Origin of the sequence: Nocardia sp. GP40, assembly GCF_050434125.1 — a bacterium.
In the GTDB taxonomy this organism is placed as follows: domain Bacteria; phylum Actinomycetota; class Actinomycetes; order Mycobacteriales; family Mycobacteriaceae; genus Nocardia; species Nocardia albiluteola.
On sequence record NZ_JBNPVW010000012.1, the window covers coordinates 301,820 to 319,553 of the forward strand.

The following is a 17,734-nucleotide window of genomic DNA, read 5'->3' on the forward strand; positions in this document are numbered from 1 at the left end:
CGGACCACTTCCGTCCGGAAACAGGTGGTCAGCGCAGGAGGTCCGCAAGCAGTACCCGGGTATCGGGGACAAACGGCCACCGCGGATCCCCGAGGTGTGCGCGCAGTTCCGCGTCGGTCCACCACCAGCCGGCGGCGATCTCCTCGGGCTGATGCCGGATGGGGCCGTCGTAGTGCAGCTCGTAGGCGAACAGATGGCAGCGCATCGGCCTGCCGAGCCATTGACCGTCCCACGCGGCCCGCGCGCGAAGCCGCGGCGGAGAGTCGGTCTCGCCGAGGACGATTCCGAGTTCCTCGCCCAGCTCGCGGACGGCCGCCTCCGCCGGATCCTCGCCAGGATCCAGCACGCCGCCCGCCAGGCAGTCGTGCATTCCGGCGAAGACCATCTTCGTGTCGGTACGGCGGTGCACATAGATCCGCTCGTCGTCGCGCGATCGCACCAGCACGCCCGCGCTGGCGTGCCACAGGCCCCGGGCGTACACCTCGGCGCGGTCGGCGCTGCCGGTCTCGCGTCCCTCGCGGTCGTAGACCGCGATCGTCTCACCCACCGCGCGCCTCCTGCGGGATCTCAGAAATCGGTGTCGATCTCGGCGTAGGCCGCCAGGATCTGGGCCTGCGCGTCGCGCAGATAGTCGGCCAGCATATCGGCCGCCGCCGTGGCCTCGCCGCGCTCCAGCGCCTCGAACACCTCGTGATTGCGGCGCAGATACGGGCCGTGGAACACATCCGGGCGCGCTACCACGTGGAAGATCAGCCGCAGCTCGTTCCAGACCCCGGCCATCATCGCATCCAGCAGCCGCGAATCGTTGAGCGCGGTGATCGCCCGGTGGAACTCCACGTCGACGGTGCCGACGCTGGTCCAATCTCCCTGGGCCGCAAAGTCGTCCGCGCGCTCGAGCAGGGACAGCAGCGGCTTCAGGCTCAGTCCGGTGCGCGGATGTTCGCGCAGCGCGGTGCATTCCACCACTCGCCTGCACTTGTACACCTCGGCGACGTCTTCGGGGAGCGGAATCCGCACGAACACACCGCGATTGAGCTCGTGGGCGACCAGCCGCTCCTGCATCAGCGTGCGGAAGGCCTCGCGGACGGTGTTGCGCGAAACCTTGAGGGCCGCACAGATATCCGGCTCGGACAGGCGGGTTCCCGGACGGAAGTGCCCGTCCAGGATCCGATCACGGACGATATCCGCGACCTGGCTGGACAGGCCCGCGCGGCCGAGGTGGGCGCGATGGGACGCGAGCACCTCGTACGAATCGCCGGTGCCGCCCGATATCGCCGACGTCATCGCCACCTTCCCTGTTCACCCGAGCGGTCAAGTCCTCTTCCCTGAGAGATTACCCCGGCCTTCTCCGAACGATTGGATCGAAGTATTGCCGGATCGTGGAACGATTTGTACGATGAGATCCCTGCCACACCCACCCCGTTGAGACTCGAGGGGTCACTATGACCGATCTGTCCACCAGCACGTCCGACGCGCCGACCCGGCCGTTCGACTGGTTCCGCACCCTGGGCCCCATCGGCCGCCGTGCCTTCTTCGGGGCGTTCGGCGGGTATGGGATGGACTCCTACGACTTTCAGGTGCTGCCGCTGGCCCTGGGCGCGATCGCGTCGTACTTCGCGATCAGCACCGGCCAGTCCGGTCTGCTCACCACCGTCACACTGGTCGTGTCGGCGGTCGGGGGCGCTCTCGCGGGTGTGCTGGCCGACCGCCTCGGCCGGGTCTACGCGCTGAAGGTGACGATCGCGATGTACGCGGTGTTCACCGTGCTGTGCGGCGTCGCCTGGAACTTCGAGAGCCTGCTGGTCTTCCGCGCGCTGCAGGGCCTGGGCTTCGGCGGTGAGTGGGCCGTGGGCGCGATCCTGGTCGCCGAGTACGCCGATCCGAGGTTCCGGGGCCGGGCACTGGGTTACGTGCAGAGCGCGTGGGCGGTCGGGTGGGGCCTGGCCGTGTGCGTGTATACCGTCGTGTTCCAGTTGTTCGATGAGCGGATCGCCTGGCGGGTGCTCTTCTTCACCGGCGCGCTGCCCGCGCTGCTGATCCTCTGGATTCGGCGCGGCATCACCGATGCGGACGCCGCCACCCGGGCCCGGGAGCGGACCCCGGCCGAACGGGGCCGTTTCCGCGCGATCTTCTCCGGCGAGCTGGCCCGCACCACGTTTCTCGCCTCGGTGATGGCGACCGGAGTGCAGGGTGGCTACTACACCCTGGCGACCTGGCTGCCGACCTTCCTGAAGAAGAGCCGCCACCTGACCGTGGTCGGCACTGGCGGCTATCTGGTCTTCCTCATCGGCGGAGCGTTCGTCGGTTACGTCTGCGGCGGCCTGCTGACCGACCGCCTGGGCCGCAAGCGGACCATCCGGCTGTTCGCGGTGCTGTCGGTGGTGTTCATGGTCGCGTACACCCAGGTGCCGCGCGGCGCCAATACCCTGGTGTTGCTGCTGGGCGTGCCGCTGGGATTCTCCACCTCGGCGATCTTCTCCGGATTCGGTTCATACTTGGCAGAGCTGTATCCGACCCGGTGTCGTGGCACCGGACAGGGTTTCACCTACAACTTCGGCCGCGGTGTGGGCGCGGTGTTCCCGACCGTGGTGGGCTACCTGGCCGCCACGTCGCTGGGGCTGACGGGCGCGATGCTCTTCGGTGCGTTCGGGTACGCGCTGGCGGTGCTGGCGCTGTTCTGGATGCCCGAGACGCGCGGCCGGGAGTTGGCGTGAGTCCGGGAATAATCGCTACACGGTGGGATTCGATGAAGGAGGCGTGGGTGATGTTCGATCTGAACAGCGATCTGGGCGAGGGTTTCGGGGCCTGGTCGATGGGCGACGACGACGCCCTGCTGGAGATCGTCACCAGCGCCAACATTGCCTGCGGCTTCCATGCCGGGGATCCGTCGATCATGCGCCGCACCTGCGAGCTCGCAGTGTCGCGCGGGGTCCGGATCGGCGCCCACATTTCGTACCGCGACCTGGCCGGATTCGGCCGCCGCGCGATCGCGGTGCCGCCGCGGGAGCTGACCGACGAATGTCTCTATCAGATCGGCGCGCTGGACGCGTTCGCCCAGGTGGCGGGCGATCGCGTGCGTTACGTGAAACCGCATGGTGCACTGTATAATTCGGCGGCCGTCGACGGTGATATCGCGCGGGCGATCGCGGCCGCGGTGGCACGATACGGCGGGCTGAGTCTACTCGGGCTGCCTGGATCGCAGCATGAGACCGCTGCCGCGGAGGCCGGAATCGAGTTCTGTGCAGAGGGGTTCGCCGATCGGGCCTACACCTCGGCGGGCACGCTGGTGCCACGCGGTCGCCCCGGTAGCGTTCTCGACGAGCAATCCGCACTGGCGCAGGCGATTTCGATCGCCGTCGACGGTGCGACACGCGATCCGGACGGCGAATCGGTCGCGGTACCCGCGCGCAGCCTGTGCGTGCACGGCGATTCGCCGGGAGCGGTCGCGATGGCCCGGGCCATCCGTGATGCGCTGACCGGCAAGGGAATCGAGGTGGGTGCGTTCACATGACCGATAGCGGCGAATGGACTACGAGGACCGCCGGTCTGCCGCTCGGCATGGATTCTAGCTCGGTCGCGGCCGGCCGCGGACGTGGGCCGCGCCCGGCGACTGCGACCGGGTGTGACGTCGGGGCGGACGGGACCGCGGGCGCGGCGGCCTGTCGACCTGATGAGACCGCCGATGCGCGCGGCCCCGAGGTAGCGGGCGGACCGGGTCCGCTGCGATGACGGAGATCTGTGCAGAGGTAGCGACGATGGCCGACGACGGCGGTATGGGCGAGCGGTTATCCGCCGGCAAAAGGAGTTCGTACCGGCCGCGACGGGCCGTGGGGTGGTCTCATGAGTAGGACGCCCGCCGGGGCGGAGCTGATCGTTCGCCGTGCTGGGGACAGGGCGCTGCTGTTGGAGCCACCAAACCGGAATACTCTGGCGGAGTTGATCTCTCGGCTGCAAGGCACACCGATCCCCGGGGTGAGCGACATCCTGCCCGCCGCGCGAACGGTACTGGTGACGTTACAGCCCCGGGCGGATGCGGCGGCGGTCGAGAAACGACTGCGGGCCGTCAACGCGGTGGAAGGTGATACGCAAAGGACGGCGGATGCCGCTGCCGCCGTTGAGATTCCGGTCCGCTATGGCGGCGAGGATCTCGCGGAGACGGCGGCGCTGCTCGGCATCACCGAATCCGAGCTCATCGCGCGGCACACCGCGGCCCGATGGCGATGCGCATTCATCGGGTTCGCCCCCGGATTCGGTTACCTGGAGGCGCCCGAGGCGGGCCTGGAGGTGCCGCGCCGGGATCAGTCGCGCACGGCGGTCCCCGCGGGTGCGGTGGCCCTGGCCGGCGGATACAGCGCCGTCTACCCCCGCACCTCACCCGGCGGCTGGCGGATCATCGGTACCACGCAGGCCCGCCTGTGGGATCTGGACCGTCCCGAACCGGCCCTGCTCCGCCCGGGCACCCGCGTGCGCTTCGTAGCCGTGGAACCATCATGATCGCGGCGATGCACTGCCAAGGTTCCGAGAAGGCGGGGTCCGTGGCGTATACGCGGGTCACCGCCCGCTGCGCCGAGGTGGTAGTGAGTGACGGTTCGGTTGCTGAGCGCCGCAGCGTATTTCGTCAAGATGGAGGCTTGGGCAGCCGTGCGGGCGGACCATGGACTCCGAGGTGGAACTGTGCGCCGCCGAGCGGGCGGCGAGTATCGCCCGCGGTCCGGATGGCCGGATCGAGCATGGGCGCGACGAGCGAAGCGGGTTGGACGATGACTGTTTCCGATGCCGGGGGAACGGTACGCGGAGGCCGGGGAGGTGCCGCGTGACCCGGCCTGCGCCAACCCTCGGTGCGGCCGCCGGCGAGACGACAACCGCGCCGGTGCGAGTAGTCGCGCCCGGCATGTTCAGCACGATTCAGGATCTCGGGCGAGCCGGATGGTTCTCCGCCGGGGTCGGTGTCTCCGGCGCCGCCGATCGGCGCTCGTTCACGCTGGCGAACCGGCTGGTCGGCAACGACGAATCCGCGGCGGCGGTCGAATGTCTGCTGGGCGGTCTGGTCCTGGAGTTCACCGCGCCGGCGGTGGTCGCGGTGACCGGCGCCCCGGCCCCCATCGCCCTGGGCGGGCGGCCCGCCGCACACGCCTCGGTGCTGCGCCCGGAGGCCGGGCAGCGGTTGACGCTCGGGGTGGCCAGCACCGGGATGCGCTGCTACGTGGCCGTGCGCGGCGGGATCGCGGTCGCGCCGGTGCTGGGCTCCCGTAGCCGCGACACCCTCGCCGGCATCGGGCCCGAACCACTCCGGGCGGGGGACGAGCTGCCGGTGGGACCGCCGCCCGCGCGCTGGCCGGAGGTGGACGTCGCCCCGGTCGCCGCGGTGACCGACGCCATGATCACCGCGCGGGTGCTGCTGGGTCCGCGCCAGGACTGGTTCGCCCGTCCGGAGGATCTGTTCGCCGGTCCGTGGCGGGTCAGCCCCGATGTCGATCGCGTCGGGGTGCGGCTCGAGCGGGGATCCGAGCTGCCGCCGCTGACCCGCGTTGATTCCGCCGAACTGCCCACCGAGGGGATGCCGCTGGGCGCGATCCAGGTACCACCCTCGGGCCAGCCGGTGGTGTTCCTGTCCGACCATCCGATCACGGGGGGCTACCCGGTGATCGGTACGGTCCTGGACGCCGATATCGACGCGCTGGCCCAGGCCCGGCCCGGGCGGCAGGTGCGGTTCGTTCGAGCCTGATCGCGGCCCTTACGGGGGCTTCCCCAGCGTGGCCCGGTGTGGGCCGGATCGTTGCCGTGCCGGGACCCTGATCGCGCCGCGGATCCTCCAGCGCGGCGTAGCGTGTGGTGCGCAGGGACTTCCGAGAGGGGATGGAATATGCCGCTGCCACAGGCTTTGGCGAAGTTCAATCGGCAGGTCACCAACCGGGTGTCGGGTCTGGTCGCCGGGTGGGCGCCCGGATTCGGCATCGTCGTGCACTCCGGGCGCAGGTCCGGCCGCGTCTATCACACCCCGGTGAACGTGTTCTCCCACGGCGCGGATTACCGGATCGCCCTCACCTACGGCAGGGACTCGGACTGGGTCAAGAACGTGCTGGCAGCCGGGGAATTCGAGCTCGAGACCGGTGGCCACACGATCACCCTCACCGATCCCGTGGTGCGCCACGACGCGGCAGTCTCCTGGGCTCCGCTGGGAGTGCGTCAGATCCTGAACGTCATCTCCGTCGATTTCTACCTCGAGGCGCACCCCGCCTGAGGTAACGGCCGCCGTTCCGGTCCGCGCGGACCGGAACGGCGTTGGCCGCGGCGAAGTCGGTTGGCGCGCAGGGTGTATCGGCCGATGACCCTATTCGAGGGTGAGCCGGATGACCGCGCCGCCCTGCTGCCAGGTCTGGTAGATGTCGGCCCGGTTGGGGTCGCCGGAGGCATCGAAGCCGATGCCGTTGAAACCCGCGTTCTGGCGATTGTCGCGGGCGATGATCTCGTACAGCCGCATCACCGTCTCCACGTCGGTGCACACCTCGGCCGCGGCGGTGCGCGGCCGGCCCCCCATCGACACCCGGACGGGTGCGTCCTTGCGAATGTTCTTCACCCACGGATGCAGTGCGGTGCCGATCAGCAGCGCGTCCTCGTGACGGGTGTAGGCAACCGGAATGTCGTAGCGCTTACCGGATTTGCGCCCGACCACGTGCAGCACCAGCAGCCTGCGCCCGACGATCGAGCCGAGCCCGGGCACGCGCAGCAGCAATCCGACGAACCCGTTCATCGCCCCCTGAAATCGCATGGGGCCGCCGGGCCCCGAGGTCGACGGGGTGCCGTACGGGTTGGGCGCCGATGAATCCGAGGTCATGTTCGCTCCTTGTCAGTAGACCCGGCAACAGCCTATCGACGCCGGCCGGATTCGGATACCGCGTGTGGACGTAAACCCCTGCTACGCCGCAAGGCTGATCGTGACTCGCCCACAGGGTGGATGGCAGGGCCCGCCCGGGTCGATAGATTCGGCGAGTCCGCTTTTCAGACTCGTGCAGGAGCGCCGTCGATGACCGATGTGGTGGAACGTCCGATCGACGACGTGGCGGCAGCCGAACCGCCGCGCGCCCTGGCTGCCGTCGCGGCGATCGCCGTGGCCTCGGCGGCGGCGCTGCTGTTCTCCGCCTCGCGCTATGGATATTTCGGGGACGAGCTGTACTTCCTGGCCGCCGGGCGGCGCCTCGCCTGGGGATACGCCGACCAGGGGCCCGTGCTGCCGCTGCTGGCACGGGTGATGGACACCCTCGTGCCCGGTTCGTACCTGGCGCTGCGGCTGCCCGCGGTCGCGCTCACGGTCGTGGCCGTGGTGCTGTGCGCCGAATTGGCACGCCGACTCGGCGGCAGCCGCGCCGCCCAGGTCCTCGCGGCCGCCGGATACGCCACCTCGCCGTTCCTACTGGCGCAGGGCGCGATGCTGACGACGAATGCGGTGGACACCGCACTGTGGGTCATCATTACCTGGTTACTGGTGCGCTGGGTGCAGACCCGCCGTGATGTGTTGCTGCTGCTCGCGGCCCTGGTGACCGCGGTCGATCTGCAGGTGAAATGGCTGATTCCGTTCTTCTGGGCCGCCGTCGCGGTATCCGCGCTCCTCGTCGGCCCGCGCGAGCCGGTGCGACGGCCGCTGCTGTGGGCGGGTGGGCTGATCGTGCTGATTTCCTGTGTGCCGGAACTGCTCTGGCAGGCCGGGCACGGCTGGCCGCAGCTGGGGATGGGCGGCGAGATCTCGGCTGAGGCGGCGGTGCTGGGCGGGCGGCTGCTGTTCGTCCCGGTCTCGGTGGCGCTGTGCGGATTCCTGGGCACCCCGCTACTGCTGTGCGGAATCTGGGTACTGTTGCGGCGCACGGAGTTCCGGCCCTATCGCTTTCTCGGAGTGACGCTCATCCTGCTGTACATCACCTTCACGGCCACCGGCGGGCGGGTGTATTACCCGGCCGGGATGTATGCCGTGGTGATCGCGGCCGGTGCGGTGGGTATCGTGGCGGCGATGGGGCGGATGGCGGTCGCCTGGCGACGTACCGTGGCGATTGTCCTTGCCGCACTGGGCATTGCGGGAACCCTGTTGATCGTGGAGGGCACGCCGTGGCGGCCCGCCGACCAGATCGCGCCGCCGCGCAATGCGACCGAGGCGGCGGTGCAGATCGGGCTGTACGGCCAGTTCGGCTGGCTCGAACTGGACGAGGCGGTCAGCGAGGCGTACAACGCGCTCTCGCCCGCCGAACGCGCACACGCGGTCATCATCGCCGACACATACTGGCAGGCAAGCGCATTGGATCAGCTCGGCCGCGACCACCTGCCCCCGATCTACAGCCCGAGCCGCGGCTTCGGCTACTTCGCCACCCCGCCGGAAAACGCCACGGCGGTGATCGCCGTCGGCGGCACCGAGCCGGCGCTGCGCAGCCAATTCGAGCATGTCACGCCGATCGGCAAACTGAATACACGGATCGGTTTTCCCGGGAACACTCAGGACGTCACGATCTGGAAGTGTACCGGCAGGCTCGTGCCCTGGAGCGCCGTGTGGCCACGCTGGATGCATCTGTGACGACCGTCGAGCGATTCCGGAGCGTGCGGACCTTCGATGCACCGTCGGCCCGGGCGATTGCGATCGGACGGTGGGCGCGTCCGGAGGACCGAGACGTTGGTCCGCGACGGAAATTGCTGCGGACCAACGCGTCGGAGTGATTGCGATCGGGCGGTGGGAGTGCCCGGAGATACGAGGCGATGGACCGCGGCGGAATTGCCTGCGGACCACCGCCTTTCACCGCGTCGACTCAGCGGTCGGTCAGCTCGGCGAGGTCACGCGCGGGCCCGAACCAGCGATTCAGCGCCCGGTGCAGGCCCTCCACATCGGAATCGTCTGTGGCCCACGCGATGTACCCGTCGGGGCGGATCAGCAGCGCGGCGGCCGGTGCGTCCGGCACGGTGCCGGTGACGATGTCCACGCGGTCGGACCACTCCCGTGCATGCCGGGCCGCCGATCCGGACAGGTCCAGCAGCACCGGGCGGGCGGACCGGAGGAGCTCCGTGACCCGCCAGGTGCCGTCGGAGGTTTCGACGGTCAGCTCGGGAACCAAGTGCCCCGACAGTGGATGCGTGTCACCGGTGTCGTACCGAACATCCGATCCGGCAAGCAGATTCGCGATGTGCTCGACGACCTCCGGCAGCCGCAACAGCTCGCCGAACAGCTCGCGCAGGGCGGTCACCTCCGGTCCGGGCGCCACCAGGGCGCTCTGCGAGAGGCTGTGCATCATGACCCGCTCGGCGACCGGATACCGTTCGCTCTCATAGGTATCCAGCAGATCCGCCGGCGCGTCACCCCGGACGACGGCGGCCAGCTTCCAGCCGAGGTTGATCGCGTCCTGCAGGCCGAGATTCAGCCCCGGGCCGCCCATCGCGGAGTGCACGTGCGCGGCGTCGCCGAGCAGCAGGATCCCGCCGCGGCGGTAGTGCTCGGCCAGCAGGGTGCGCTGACCGACCGTGCGGCGCAGCGCATGTGGGCCGGGCCCCGCGGGCGGCTCCATCGGTACCGGGACGCCCAGCACGCGTTCGACGGCGGCGTGGATCTCCTCGAAGGTCACCGGGGCATCCTCCGGGACGGGGTCGCAGTCGTATTCCATCACGCCGATGAGCGGGCGGCCGGGCTGGAGTTCGGCGAAGATGAACATGCCGCGCTCGATGCGGTTGTGGCCGAAGTTGAATTCGCCCGCACCCGGAATGGCGATGCCGCCGGTCGCGGTCCGCAGCTCGTCCGGTATCCGCGCGTGGCCGAACCGGGTAATCCGGTTGTCGGCGGAGGTGCCCAGGAATTCGATTCCGGTTCGCTTGCGCACCAGGCTCTTTCCGCCGTCTGCGCCGACCAGATACCGGGTTTCGAGCTCATACGGGCCGTCCGGTCCGGCGATCGTGACGGTGACGCCGCCGCCGTCCACGCGCAGGTCGCTGAGCGGCTGGCCCCAGCGGACCCGTATTCCGAGGTCTTCGGCGCGCCGGGCCAGCAGCTGGATCAGGCGCGGCTGCGGAATGCCCATGCCGTAGACCGGATTGTGCTGCAGCGCAGACAATTCCAGTCCCATGCCGCTGAAGAGGTACCGGGGGAGCGGTTCCGGGATCTCGGTGGCTTCGCTGCCCATGATGTCGTAGTCCGGCGTCTGGTAGAGCCCCCGCATGTCCATGAGCCGGACCACCTGTCCGACAAGGCCGTTGGCCTTCGGCTCCGGGCTCGGGCCAGGGAGTGGATCCAGCACGACGGCCTGTACCCCGGCCAGAGCGAGCTCACAGGCGAGCATGAGACCGTTGGGTCCCGCGCCGGAAATGACTACATCGGTACGTGTTTCGGACATGACTGATCAACCCCTGTCACAAGTGGTGTTTCGACTGATATTTCGGTGGAATTGCGTGGCGCTGCACCACGTTGCGCGAATCGGCGGCACGACGGTGGGCCGCCGGATGCTCGGTCACCGGAACCCCGACGCGTGGAATACGTTCCCGCGCTGGAATTCTGGTGTGGGTAAGTACTGCTGTTTTACGCGGTGGGTGGGTCGCTCGGGTCGGGTAGCCCCCGGGCGATTTCGGTCAGGGCCCGGCGCAGGATCGTGGTGATCAGCTCGGGCGGATCGGAGTGAACGTAGACGTCGATCGCGGTGACGTAGGCGGCATTTATCGTCGCGGCGACGAGCTTCGGATACAGGTCGGCCGGTGTCGTGCCGGTGCGATCGGCCACCGCCGCCAGCAGTTCCTCGCCCGCCGGGGATCCGACGACGGAGTAAATCTCCGGTACGGCCAAGAGCTTGCGGGTTTCGGCGAGGATGGCTGGAGTGGGCGTGCCATAGCCGGTACCGTCGGACGTCAGCGGCTCGAGCAGCGCCTCGGTCAGGGCTGTCCAGAGTGGTTCGCCCGCAGGGCGCGTGCGAAGGAGTTCGGCGCTGCGCCGGACCCGCTCGATCTGCCGGTAGGCCAGGGCGTCGTATTTGCTCGAGAAGTAATTGTTGAAGGTGCGGACCGACACTCCCGCTCGCGCCGCGATGTCTTCCCGCACCACGTTCTCGAGTCCGCGCTCGACCATCAGATCGAGCGCGGCATCGCTCAGCGCCTTGCGGGTATCGAGCTTCTTGCGCTCCCGCAGTCCGAGGGGCTGGTTGTCGGCCATGTCTCGATTGTGCACCTAAAGGTGCCCATCGGGCAAGAGTTCCTAGCGAGAAAATTTGCCCAGTAGGCAGAAAGTCTCGCGAACCAGCGGTTGGCAGCGTGCGCGTCCGGCAGATAGGACACCACCCGGTCCCGCGGACCGCCGCCGCCGAATTCCTCGACGATGCGGGCGTTTTCGAGAAAATTGGTGTGGGTGAGCTCGACGCCCTTGGGCGGTCCGGTGGTGCCCGAGATGTAGACGATCGTCAGCAGATCCTCCGGATCGACCGCGCCAGGACGATTCGAAATCGAAGCGGCGAATTTGTGCACTCTGTACGACAGGGCTACCGAGGAATTCGTGCGGTAGCGGTTCCGCGTCGAACGTGACGGCCACTACATCGAGTCGTAGTTCGGCAATGGTTGAGCTATCGTGGTGGGCGGGCGCGGCTCGACCGGCGCCCAGCGTCGTAGATTTGCCTACTCCAGCGTCCAGCTGCGTGGCACCGGCACTCCTTGCGGCGATCGATATGGCCCATCGGCCATCTCGCCACTGCGTGCCCCCGCTCGGTGCGATTCTGCCGTGCGACGCGGGCACCCCTGCCCGAAAGACATCCGAACTCCGTGAACACCACCTCCTTCGCCGCCCTCGGCGTGCCCGCCACCCTGGTCGCGGCCCTCGACCGGGCCGGTATCACCGCGCCGTTCCCGATCCAGGCCGACACCCTGCCCGACACCCTCGCGGGCCGAGATGTGCTCGGCCGCGGTAAGACCGGTAGCGGTAAGACTCTGGCCTTCTCCATTCCGACGGTCGCCCGGCTGGCCGGCGCGCGCCGTCGTCCCCAGCACCCCACCGGGCTGATCCTGGCCCCCACCCGCGAGCTGGCCACCCAGATCGCCGCCGCCCTCGAGCCCCTGGCCGCAGCGCACTCGATGGTGGTGACCACCGTCTTCGGCGGAGTGTCGCAGCACCGGCAGGTGAAGGCGCTCGCGGCGGGCGTCGACATCGTCGTGGCCTGCCCGGGGCGCCTCGAGGACCTGATGCGGCAGGGGCTGATCGCCCTGGACGCGGTCGAGATCACCGTCATCGACGAGGCCGACCACATGGCCGACCTCGGCTTCCTACCCGCCGTCACCCGGATCCTGGCCGCGACCCCGGCCGACGGGCAGCGGCTGCTGTTCTCGGCGACCCTGGACAACGGGGTGGACAAGCTGGTCAAGCGGTTCCTGCCGCGCGCGGTGCTGCACTCGGTGGACGAGGCGAACTCGCCGGTCGCCGCGATGACCCACCACGTCTTCGAGGTCGAGAGCCCGGCCGTGAAGAAGGACGTCGTGCGCACCCTGGCCTCGGGCACCGGCCGGCGCATCCTGTTCATGCGCACCAAGCATCAGGCCCGCAAGCTCGCGAAAACCCTGACGGCCGAGGGGATTCCGTCCGTCGACCTGCACGGCAACCTGGCTCAGGGTGCGCGCGATCGCAACCTGGCCGCCTTCTCCGACGGCACCGTGCGGGTGCTGGTGGCCACCGATGTCGCCGCCCGGGGTGTGCACGTCGACGACGTCGAACTCGTGGTGCATGTCGACCCGCCCGCCGAGCACAAGGCGTACCTGCACCGATCCGGTCGCACCGCCCGCGCCGGCAGCACCGGCGACGTCGTCACCCTGGTCCTGCCCGAGCAGCGCAAGGACATGGCCGCGCTGATGCGCAAGGCCGCGATCACGGTGCGGCCGCAGCCGGTTACCGCGCAGTCGCGGTCCGTCGCCGATCTCACCGGCGAGATCGCCCCGCTGGTCGCCGCCGCGCCGCCCGCCCCGAAGCAGCAGCCCAAGAAGGTCGCGGCGAAGCAGGGCGCGCCGCGTACGAAGGCGACGTCCGGGGGTGGACGCACCGACTCGGCCACCCGCCCGGCCGGTGGCGCGCCCGCGCGAGGTGCCCGCCGCGGCGCCGAGGGGACCGATTCCGCCCGGAACCGTGGCGCCGCCGCGGGAGCGCGCCGGTCCGCGAAATCGGATGAGCCGCTGCGGAACAGCCGGCAGGCGGCCGCGAGCGAATCGGGTGGCGCCGGCAACGGACGCCGCCGCCGCGGTGCGGACGCCCCGGCGAACACCGTGCGCGACAATGTCTCTCGTGGGAGGTCGGCGGACAGCCGTAGCGACGGGCGCCGTGATTCCGAAGGGGCTCGGGCCGGTGCGCGGACAGCGCGCGGCGGATCGGCCAACGGCGGTGCACAGCAAGCGCATGCGGACGGACGCCGGGTCAATCATGCCGGCGGCAGTACGGCGCCCGCGAATACCGGGGCACGCACGCGTACGGGTGCGCGCGGTGGTGCGGCTCCGGCGGGCAGCACCGGCGGACTGGCCGGATTCTCCCGTAGCGGTGGTGGCCGCCGCCGGGGATGACGCGTAGGCGATAGCAGCCCCCTGACCAGGGGGGCTGCGGCTGCCGGGGCGGGTGTCCGGCGGCGGCCCGATAGGCTGCGTACTTATGACATCGGAGCACATGGAGATCTGGCACAACCCGCGGTGCTCGAAGAGCCGCGCCGCGAAACAGGCCCTGGACGACGCGGGAGTCTCCTACACCGAGCGCCGCTACCTCGAGGAGCCGCCGACGGCGCAGGAGCTTCGCGATATCCTGGACCGGCTCGGCCTCGAGCCGTGGGACATCACTCGCACCGGGGAGGACGAGGCCGAAGAGCTCGGCATCGCGGGCTGGTCGCGCACCGCGGCCGATCGCGAGCACTGGATCGAGACCCTGGCCCACCATCCGAAGCTGATCCAGCGCCCGATCGTCGCGGGCGACAAGGGCGCGGTCGTCGCCCGCGACGAGCAGTCGCTGAAATCGGTGCTCTGATCGGACCGATCGCCGCGGGACGCCCTGCGGCACACCCCGATTCGTGAATCGGCGTGGTGCCGCTTGCCGATTCGGCTCAGCGCGCTGAGGTGACGCCGCGTACGTCGCGCGGATGCGGCGTCGCGGCCTCAGTACGATTCCACCGACGCCAGCGGATACGGCGGGTCGCCGACTCCGACGATCCGGAGGTTGCCCCAGGTATCGCGCTCCTGCAGCGTCGCGGCGGCCGGCGCGCGGCCCGGCAGGGTCAACTGGACCAGGCCGCGGCCCGGATCGGGCAGAGCGGCCGGGTCGGGGCCGCTGACCCGGCCGTACCAGTGATAGCGGCCGTCGATCGGGTCCGGATGGCCGTTCAGGGTGACCGTGACCGCCACCTCGGCGCCCGGCGCGTCGAGGGTGGCCGGGCCCGAATACTCGTGTGCGGGTTCGCGATCCGCCGCGACGGTGAGATCGAAATGCCTCCGGTGCGGCCGGCGCAGGGCGCGGTGCACGGAGACGATGCGTCGCGCCGCCGAATTTCTCGATGCGGCAAGCGGAGCCGAGTTCATGCGCCGGAGGAATTCGTGCTGCGTGGCCGCCCGCACCTCGATGCGGGTGCTCGCGGTGCGGCGCATCAGTAGCACGCACTGCCGGATATACCGCGCCTGTACGGCGATTCCGGCCCCGCCGCAGTCCAATCCCGTCAGGAACAGATTCGGCAGGCCGTGCACGACAACACCGAGGAAGCTCGCTGGGCCGTCGCGCCACATATCGTGCAGGACAGGGCCGTCCGGCCCGGTCACAGGAATGTCGGCGAGGTGTGGACCGACGGCCGCGATGACCAGGCGCGGGCGATAGCGCCGGCCGTCGGTCATGTGCACCTGCCAGCGATCGGCCTCCGCGTCGAAATCCAGTGCGGTGACCCGTGATCGGTGTGTGCCGTCGGTCCGTTCGGCAGTCGCATCCTGCATGTCGAGGACGAGGTACTCGTCGATACCGGCGCGGTCGAGTTCGGCCGACACCGTGCGCCCGCCGGAACTTGTTCCGAGAATGACGATGTCGGCTCCGACCGTGTCGCGCCGATCCGTGGAGGGATCGAGCCGATCGCTCATCCGAGCAGTCCCTGCTGCCGCCAGATCCACTTGCCGACCGAGCCGATGAGTCCCTGCCTGTCCAGGAACGCACCGAGGTTGGCCGCGCCGATGCCGAGGGCCCGCTTGGAGTGCGGGTTGCGGCGGGCGATGCGGGCGGCCTCGCGGCCGTCGAGACCCGCGCGGACGTACATGTGCCGGTTGGTCATCAGATGGACGAACAGCGGCGCCGCGACCGCGACACACAGTCGGGTGTAGGCCAATTCGGCCTGCGACATCTGCGGCACCCGCCGGGCGAGTGCGTCGCGGGCGAAGCCGATGTGCCGGGCCTCCTCGGTGACGTGGATCCGCATCACGCGCGAGACCAGCGGCTGCAGTTCGGGATCGTCGAGGGTGCGCCGCTGCAGCGCGTCGAAGATCTCCTCGCCGACCAGTGCGCCCACCCAGGTCATCGAGCCGCGCAGGAACAGCTGCAGCGACGAGATCAGCAGGCGTGCAGGCTGTGTCGGCCAGTAGGGACGCGCCTCGATGCGGTCGATCAGCTTGCCGAACATCATCATGTGCCGGCATTCGTCGCCCATCTCGGTGAGTGTGTAGTGCGAATACCTGCTCGTCGGATCGTCGTTCATCAACTCCCGCAACAACAGCCGGTTGAGCAGGTTCTCGAACCAGATGCCGACCGACAACACGTTGGCCAGTTCCTGGCGGGACAGCTCGCGGCGCTGCGCGGGGGTCATCGATTCCCACAGCTCGGTGCCGAAGAGGGAGACGACCTCGGCCGGCAGGAACAGTTTGTCGGGATCCAGCGGGGCGTCCCAGTCCAGGTCGACCACCGGGTCGTAGGACTTCTTGACCGAGCCGGTCAGCAGGCGCTGCGCGAAGTTGTCCCTCGAAGGGAGCAATGCGGCGTCGTTGCCCATGGCGCTCTCCAACACTCTCGAAGTTAATGGTACACGCGGTAACAGTCAGGTTAGTGAGACAAGTTGTAGCGGTCAATAGGTGGCCGGGTATCGTTTCGATATGTCCAGGGCCAGCGGAGAACCCCCGGCGCGCCGCGCCGCAGACGGTCGCAGCACCCGCTGGGACGGGCACAAGGAGCGCCGCCGCGCCGAGGTGCTGGATGCCGCGGTCGAGGTGATCGAGGAATTCGGCGTCGAGGTGTCGGTGCAGCAGATCGCCGATCGCCTGAGCTTGCCGCGCCCGGTGGTCTACCGTCATTTCGACGGTCGCGCGGACCTGGACGAGCAGATTCGTCGCCGCATTCTGGGCATGCTGCTGGCCGAGGTGATGCCGACGCTCCGGGCCGACGGCACCGTGAAGGACGCGGTGCGCGGCGCGATCGCGACCTACGTCGGCTGGATCGACCGCCATCCCAGCCTGCACCGCTTTCTGGAAGGCCATGCGCCACAGGGGGATCCGTCTCAGGCCCTGGCGGGCGTCCGGGACCGCATCGGCGGCCGGCTGGCGGGTCTGTTCGCCCTTGCGCTCACGCGCTCGGGAATCGATCCGATCCGCGCCCGACCCATGGCCTTCGGTGTGATCGGCTTCGTGGACGGCGTCGTCACCAGCTGGCGTGCCGACCCCGCCACCACCCTGACCACGCACCAGATCGAGGGCATCCTCACCGAATCGGTCCTGGCCCTGTTCGAGGGCAACGCCCACAGCCTCGGCGTCCTCCTCACCCGCAGCACACCCGTCGCGGACCTGATCGCGCGCCCAGATCCCGTCCGCGCCACCTGAATTCGCGTTTCTCGCCTAATCGGCCACGCGGCCGGAATTGCCCGCGCCGAGGCGATGCCAGCCCGGATCCGGTGAGCGCCGCCGCGCATCGGGGGGTGCGGCTGTGCCAGGCTGGTCGGGTGCGCATCATTGGATTGATCGGCGGGATGAGCTGGGAATCGACCGCCGAGTATTACCGACTTCTGAACGAGTTGACCCGGGAACGCCTGGGCGGGCTGCATTCGTCGCGGTGCATCGTGTATTCGGTCGACTTCGCGGAGATCGAACGAATGCAGGTGGCCGGTGAGTGGGAACGGGCGGGGCAGGTCCTGGCCGAGGCCGCGAAGGCGCTGGAGGCAGCGGGTGCGGAACTGCTACTGATCTGCACCAATACCATGCACAAGGTCGCCGATCAGGTGACCTATGCGGTGTCGGTCCCGTTGCTGCACCTCGCCGACACGACCGCCGCGGCGGTGCGGACGGCGGGCCGGACGACGGTCGGTCTGCTGGGCACCGCGTTCACGATGGAGCAGGACTTCTACCGCGGCAGGCTCGCCGAGCGCGGTCTCGAGGTGCTGATCCCCGGCCCCGCCGACCGCGACATGGTGCACCGCGTGATCTACGACGAGCTGTGCCAGGGCATCATCCGCCCCGAATCACGCGCCGCCTACCGGCGGGTGATCGACGAACTCGTCTCGCGCGGCGCCGAGGGCGTCATCCTGGGCTGTACTGAGATCGAGCTGCTGATCCGGCCGGACGACAGCACGGTCCCGGTCTTCCCGACCACTCGCCTGCATGCCGAGGCCGCGGTCGCCGCCGCACTCGGCACTACCGCCACGACGGGCGAACCGGTCCCGAGCGACTAGCCCTTGCCGCCGGTGTCGCGGTCCCGGAGTCGGCGCAGCGCGGCGGTGAGGGCCCCGGTGTGATCGCCGAGGGGTGCGAAGAATTCGCGGTC

The 17,734-nt window shown here is 69.4% G+C and carries 17 protein-coding genes and 1 pseudogene; 10 read left to right on the plus strand and 8 right to left on the minus strand.

Annotation, left to right across the window (positions count from 1 at the left end):
• Positions 1-28 precede the first annotated feature (28 nt).
• Together ABH933_RS32300 and ABH933_RS32305 are read right to left on the minus strand one after the other, a co-directional pair.
• Positions 29-547, minus strand: coding sequence for an NUDIX hydrolase (locus tag ABH933_RS32300; protein ID WP_215916931.1), 519 nt, complete (start codon positions 545-547; stop codon positions 29-31).
• 20 nt (positions 548-567) lie between these two features.
• Entirely contained in the window at positions 568-1,284 is a 717-nt protein-coding gene (locus ABH933_RS32305; protein ID WP_429423467.1) for a GntR family transcriptional regulator, read from the minus strand.
• A 158-nt stretch (positions 1,285-1,442) separates the two neighbouring features.
• Here ABH933_RS32305 and ABH933_RS32310 point away from each other — a divergent pair, with 158 nt between their 5' ends.
• The 5 genes from ABH933_RS32310 to ABH933_RS32330 all read left to right on the plus strand — a co-directional run bounded on the left by ABH933_RS32310 (position 1,443) and on the right by ABH933_RS32330 (position 6,241).
• Positions 1,443-2,714: an MFS transporter gene (locus ABH933_RS32310; protein WP_429423468.1), complete on the plus strand. Its 1,272-nt coding sequence runs from the start codon at positions 1,443-1,445 to the stop codon at positions 2,712-2,714.
• Between the two features lie 47 nt (positions 2,715-2,761).
• The gene (locus ABH933_RS32315; RefSeq protein ID WP_429423469.1) at positions 2,762-3,511 is read left to right on the plus strand and encodes a LamB/YcsF family protein; all 750 of its coding nucleotides are present in this window, start codon (positions 2,762-2,764) and stop codon (positions 3,509-3,511) included.
• 329 nt (positions 3,512-3,840) lie between these two features.
• Positions 3,841-4,494 carry a 5-oxoprolinase subunit B family protein gene (locus ABH933_RS32320; RefSeq protein ID WP_429423470.1) on the plus strand — a complete coding sequence of 218 codons (654 nt, stop codon included), beginning with the start codon at positions 3,841-3,843 and terminating at the stop codon, positions 4,492-4,494.
• Between the two features lie 376 nt (positions 4,495-4,870).
• On the plus strand, positions 4,871-5,725 hold the full coding sequence (locus ABH933_RS32325) for a biotin-dependent carboxyltransferase family protein (RefSeq protein WP_308166575.1): 855 nt from the start codon (positions 4,871-4,873) through the stop codon (positions 5,723-5,725).
• 138 nt (positions 5,726-5,863) lie between these two features.
• Positions 5,864-6,241 (plus strand): nitroreductase family deazaflavin-dependent oxidoreductase, encoded by a 378-nt coding sequence (locus ABH933_RS32330; RefSeq protein ID WP_215916936.1) that lies wholly within the window; start codon positions 5,864-5,866, stop codon positions 6,239-6,241.
• Between the two features lie 90 nt (positions 6,242-6,331).
• Here the strand turns inward: ABH933_RS32330 and ABH933_RS32335 are convergent, their stop codons facing one another.
• Positions 6,332-6,835 (minus strand): nitroreductase family deazaflavin-dependent oxidoreductase, encoded by a 504-nt coding sequence (locus tag ABH933_RS32335; protein ID WP_429423471.1) that lies wholly within the window; start codon positions 6,833-6,835, stop codon positions 6,332-6,334.
• A gap of 189 nt (positions 6,836-7,024) precedes the next feature.
• On the opposite strand from ABH933_RS32335, the gene ABH933_RS32340 reads away from it, so the two are divergent.
• The gene (locus tag ABH933_RS32340; RefSeq protein WP_429423472.1) at positions 7,025-8,557 is read left to right on the plus strand and encodes a glycosyltransferase family 39 protein; all 1,533 of its coding nucleotides are present in this window, start codon (positions 7,025-7,027) and stop codon (positions 8,555-8,557) included.
• Positions 8,558-8,786: 229 nt separating this feature from the next.
• On the opposite strand, the gene ABH933_RS32345 is transcribed toward ABH933_RS32340, so the two are convergent.
• The 3 genes and pseudogenes from ABH933_RS32345 to ABH933_RS32355 form a co-directional block, all read right to left on the minus strand.
• A complete protein-coding gene (locus ABH933_RS32345) occupies positions 8,787-10,355 on the minus strand; it encodes an FAD-dependent monooxygenase (RefSeq protein WP_429423473.1) in 1,569 nt (522 codons plus the stop codon).
• A 182-nt stretch (positions 10,356-10,537) separates the two neighbouring features.
• Entirely contained in the window at positions 10,538-11,161 is a 624-nt protein-coding gene (locus ABH933_RS32350) for a TetR/AcrR family transcriptional regulator (protein ID WP_429423474.1), read from the minus strand.
• Positions 11,162-11,244: 83 nt separating this feature from the next.
• Positions 11,245-11,452: pseudogene (locus ABH933_RS32355) on the minus strand (AMP-binding protein); the annotation flags it as partial.
• A gap of 284 nt (positions 11,453-11,736) precedes the next feature.
• On the opposite strand from ABH933_RS32355, the gene ABH933_RS32360 reads away from it, so the two are divergent.
• Both ABH933_RS32360 and ABH933_RS32365 read left to right on the plus strand, forming a co-directional pair.
• Positions 11,737-13,536, plus strand: a complete 1,800-nt coding sequence (locus tag ABH933_RS32360; RefSeq protein WP_429423494.1) for a DEAD/DEAH box helicase — start codon at positions 11,737-11,739, stop codon at positions 13,534-13,536.
• A gap of 85 nt (positions 13,537-13,621) precedes the next feature.
• Positions 13,622-13,987 (plus strand): arsenate reductase family protein, encoded by a 366-nt coding sequence (locus ABH933_RS32365; protein ID WP_215916941.1) that lies wholly within the window; start codon positions 13,622-13,624, stop codon positions 13,985-13,987.
• 128 nt (positions 13,988-14,115) lie between these two features.
• Here ABH933_RS32365 and ABH933_RS32370 read toward each other — a convergent pair whose 3' ends face one another.
• Both ABH933_RS32370 and ABH933_RS32375 read right to left on the minus strand, forming a co-directional pair.
• Entirely contained in the window at positions 14,116-15,078 is a 963-nt protein-coding gene (locus ABH933_RS32370) for a DUF4873 domain-containing protein (protein ID WP_429423475.1), read from the minus strand.
• Entirely contained in the window at positions 15,075-15,977 is a 903-nt protein-coding gene (locus ABH933_RS32375) for an AurF N-oxygenase family protein (protein ID WP_429423476.1), read from the minus strand. The genes ABH933_RS32370 and ABH933_RS32375 overlap by 4 nt, the downstream gene beginning before the upstream one ends.
• Before the next feature lie 100 nt (positions 15,978-16,077).
• Here ABH933_RS32375 and ABH933_RS32380 point away from each other — a divergent pair, with 100 nt between their 5' ends.
• Positions 16,078-16,797, plus strand: a complete 720-nt coding sequence (locus tag ABH933_RS32380) for a TetR/AcrR family transcriptional regulator (protein ID WP_429423477.1) — start codon at positions 16,078-16,080, stop codon at positions 16,795-16,797.
• A gap of 119 nt (positions 16,798-16,916) precedes the next feature.
• Positions 16,917-17,642, plus strand: coding sequence for an aspartate/glutamate racemase family protein (locus ABH933_RS32385; protein WP_429423478.1), 726 nt, complete (start codon positions 16,917-16,919; stop codon positions 17,640-17,642).
• Positions 17,643-17,734 lie beyond the last annotated feature (92 nt).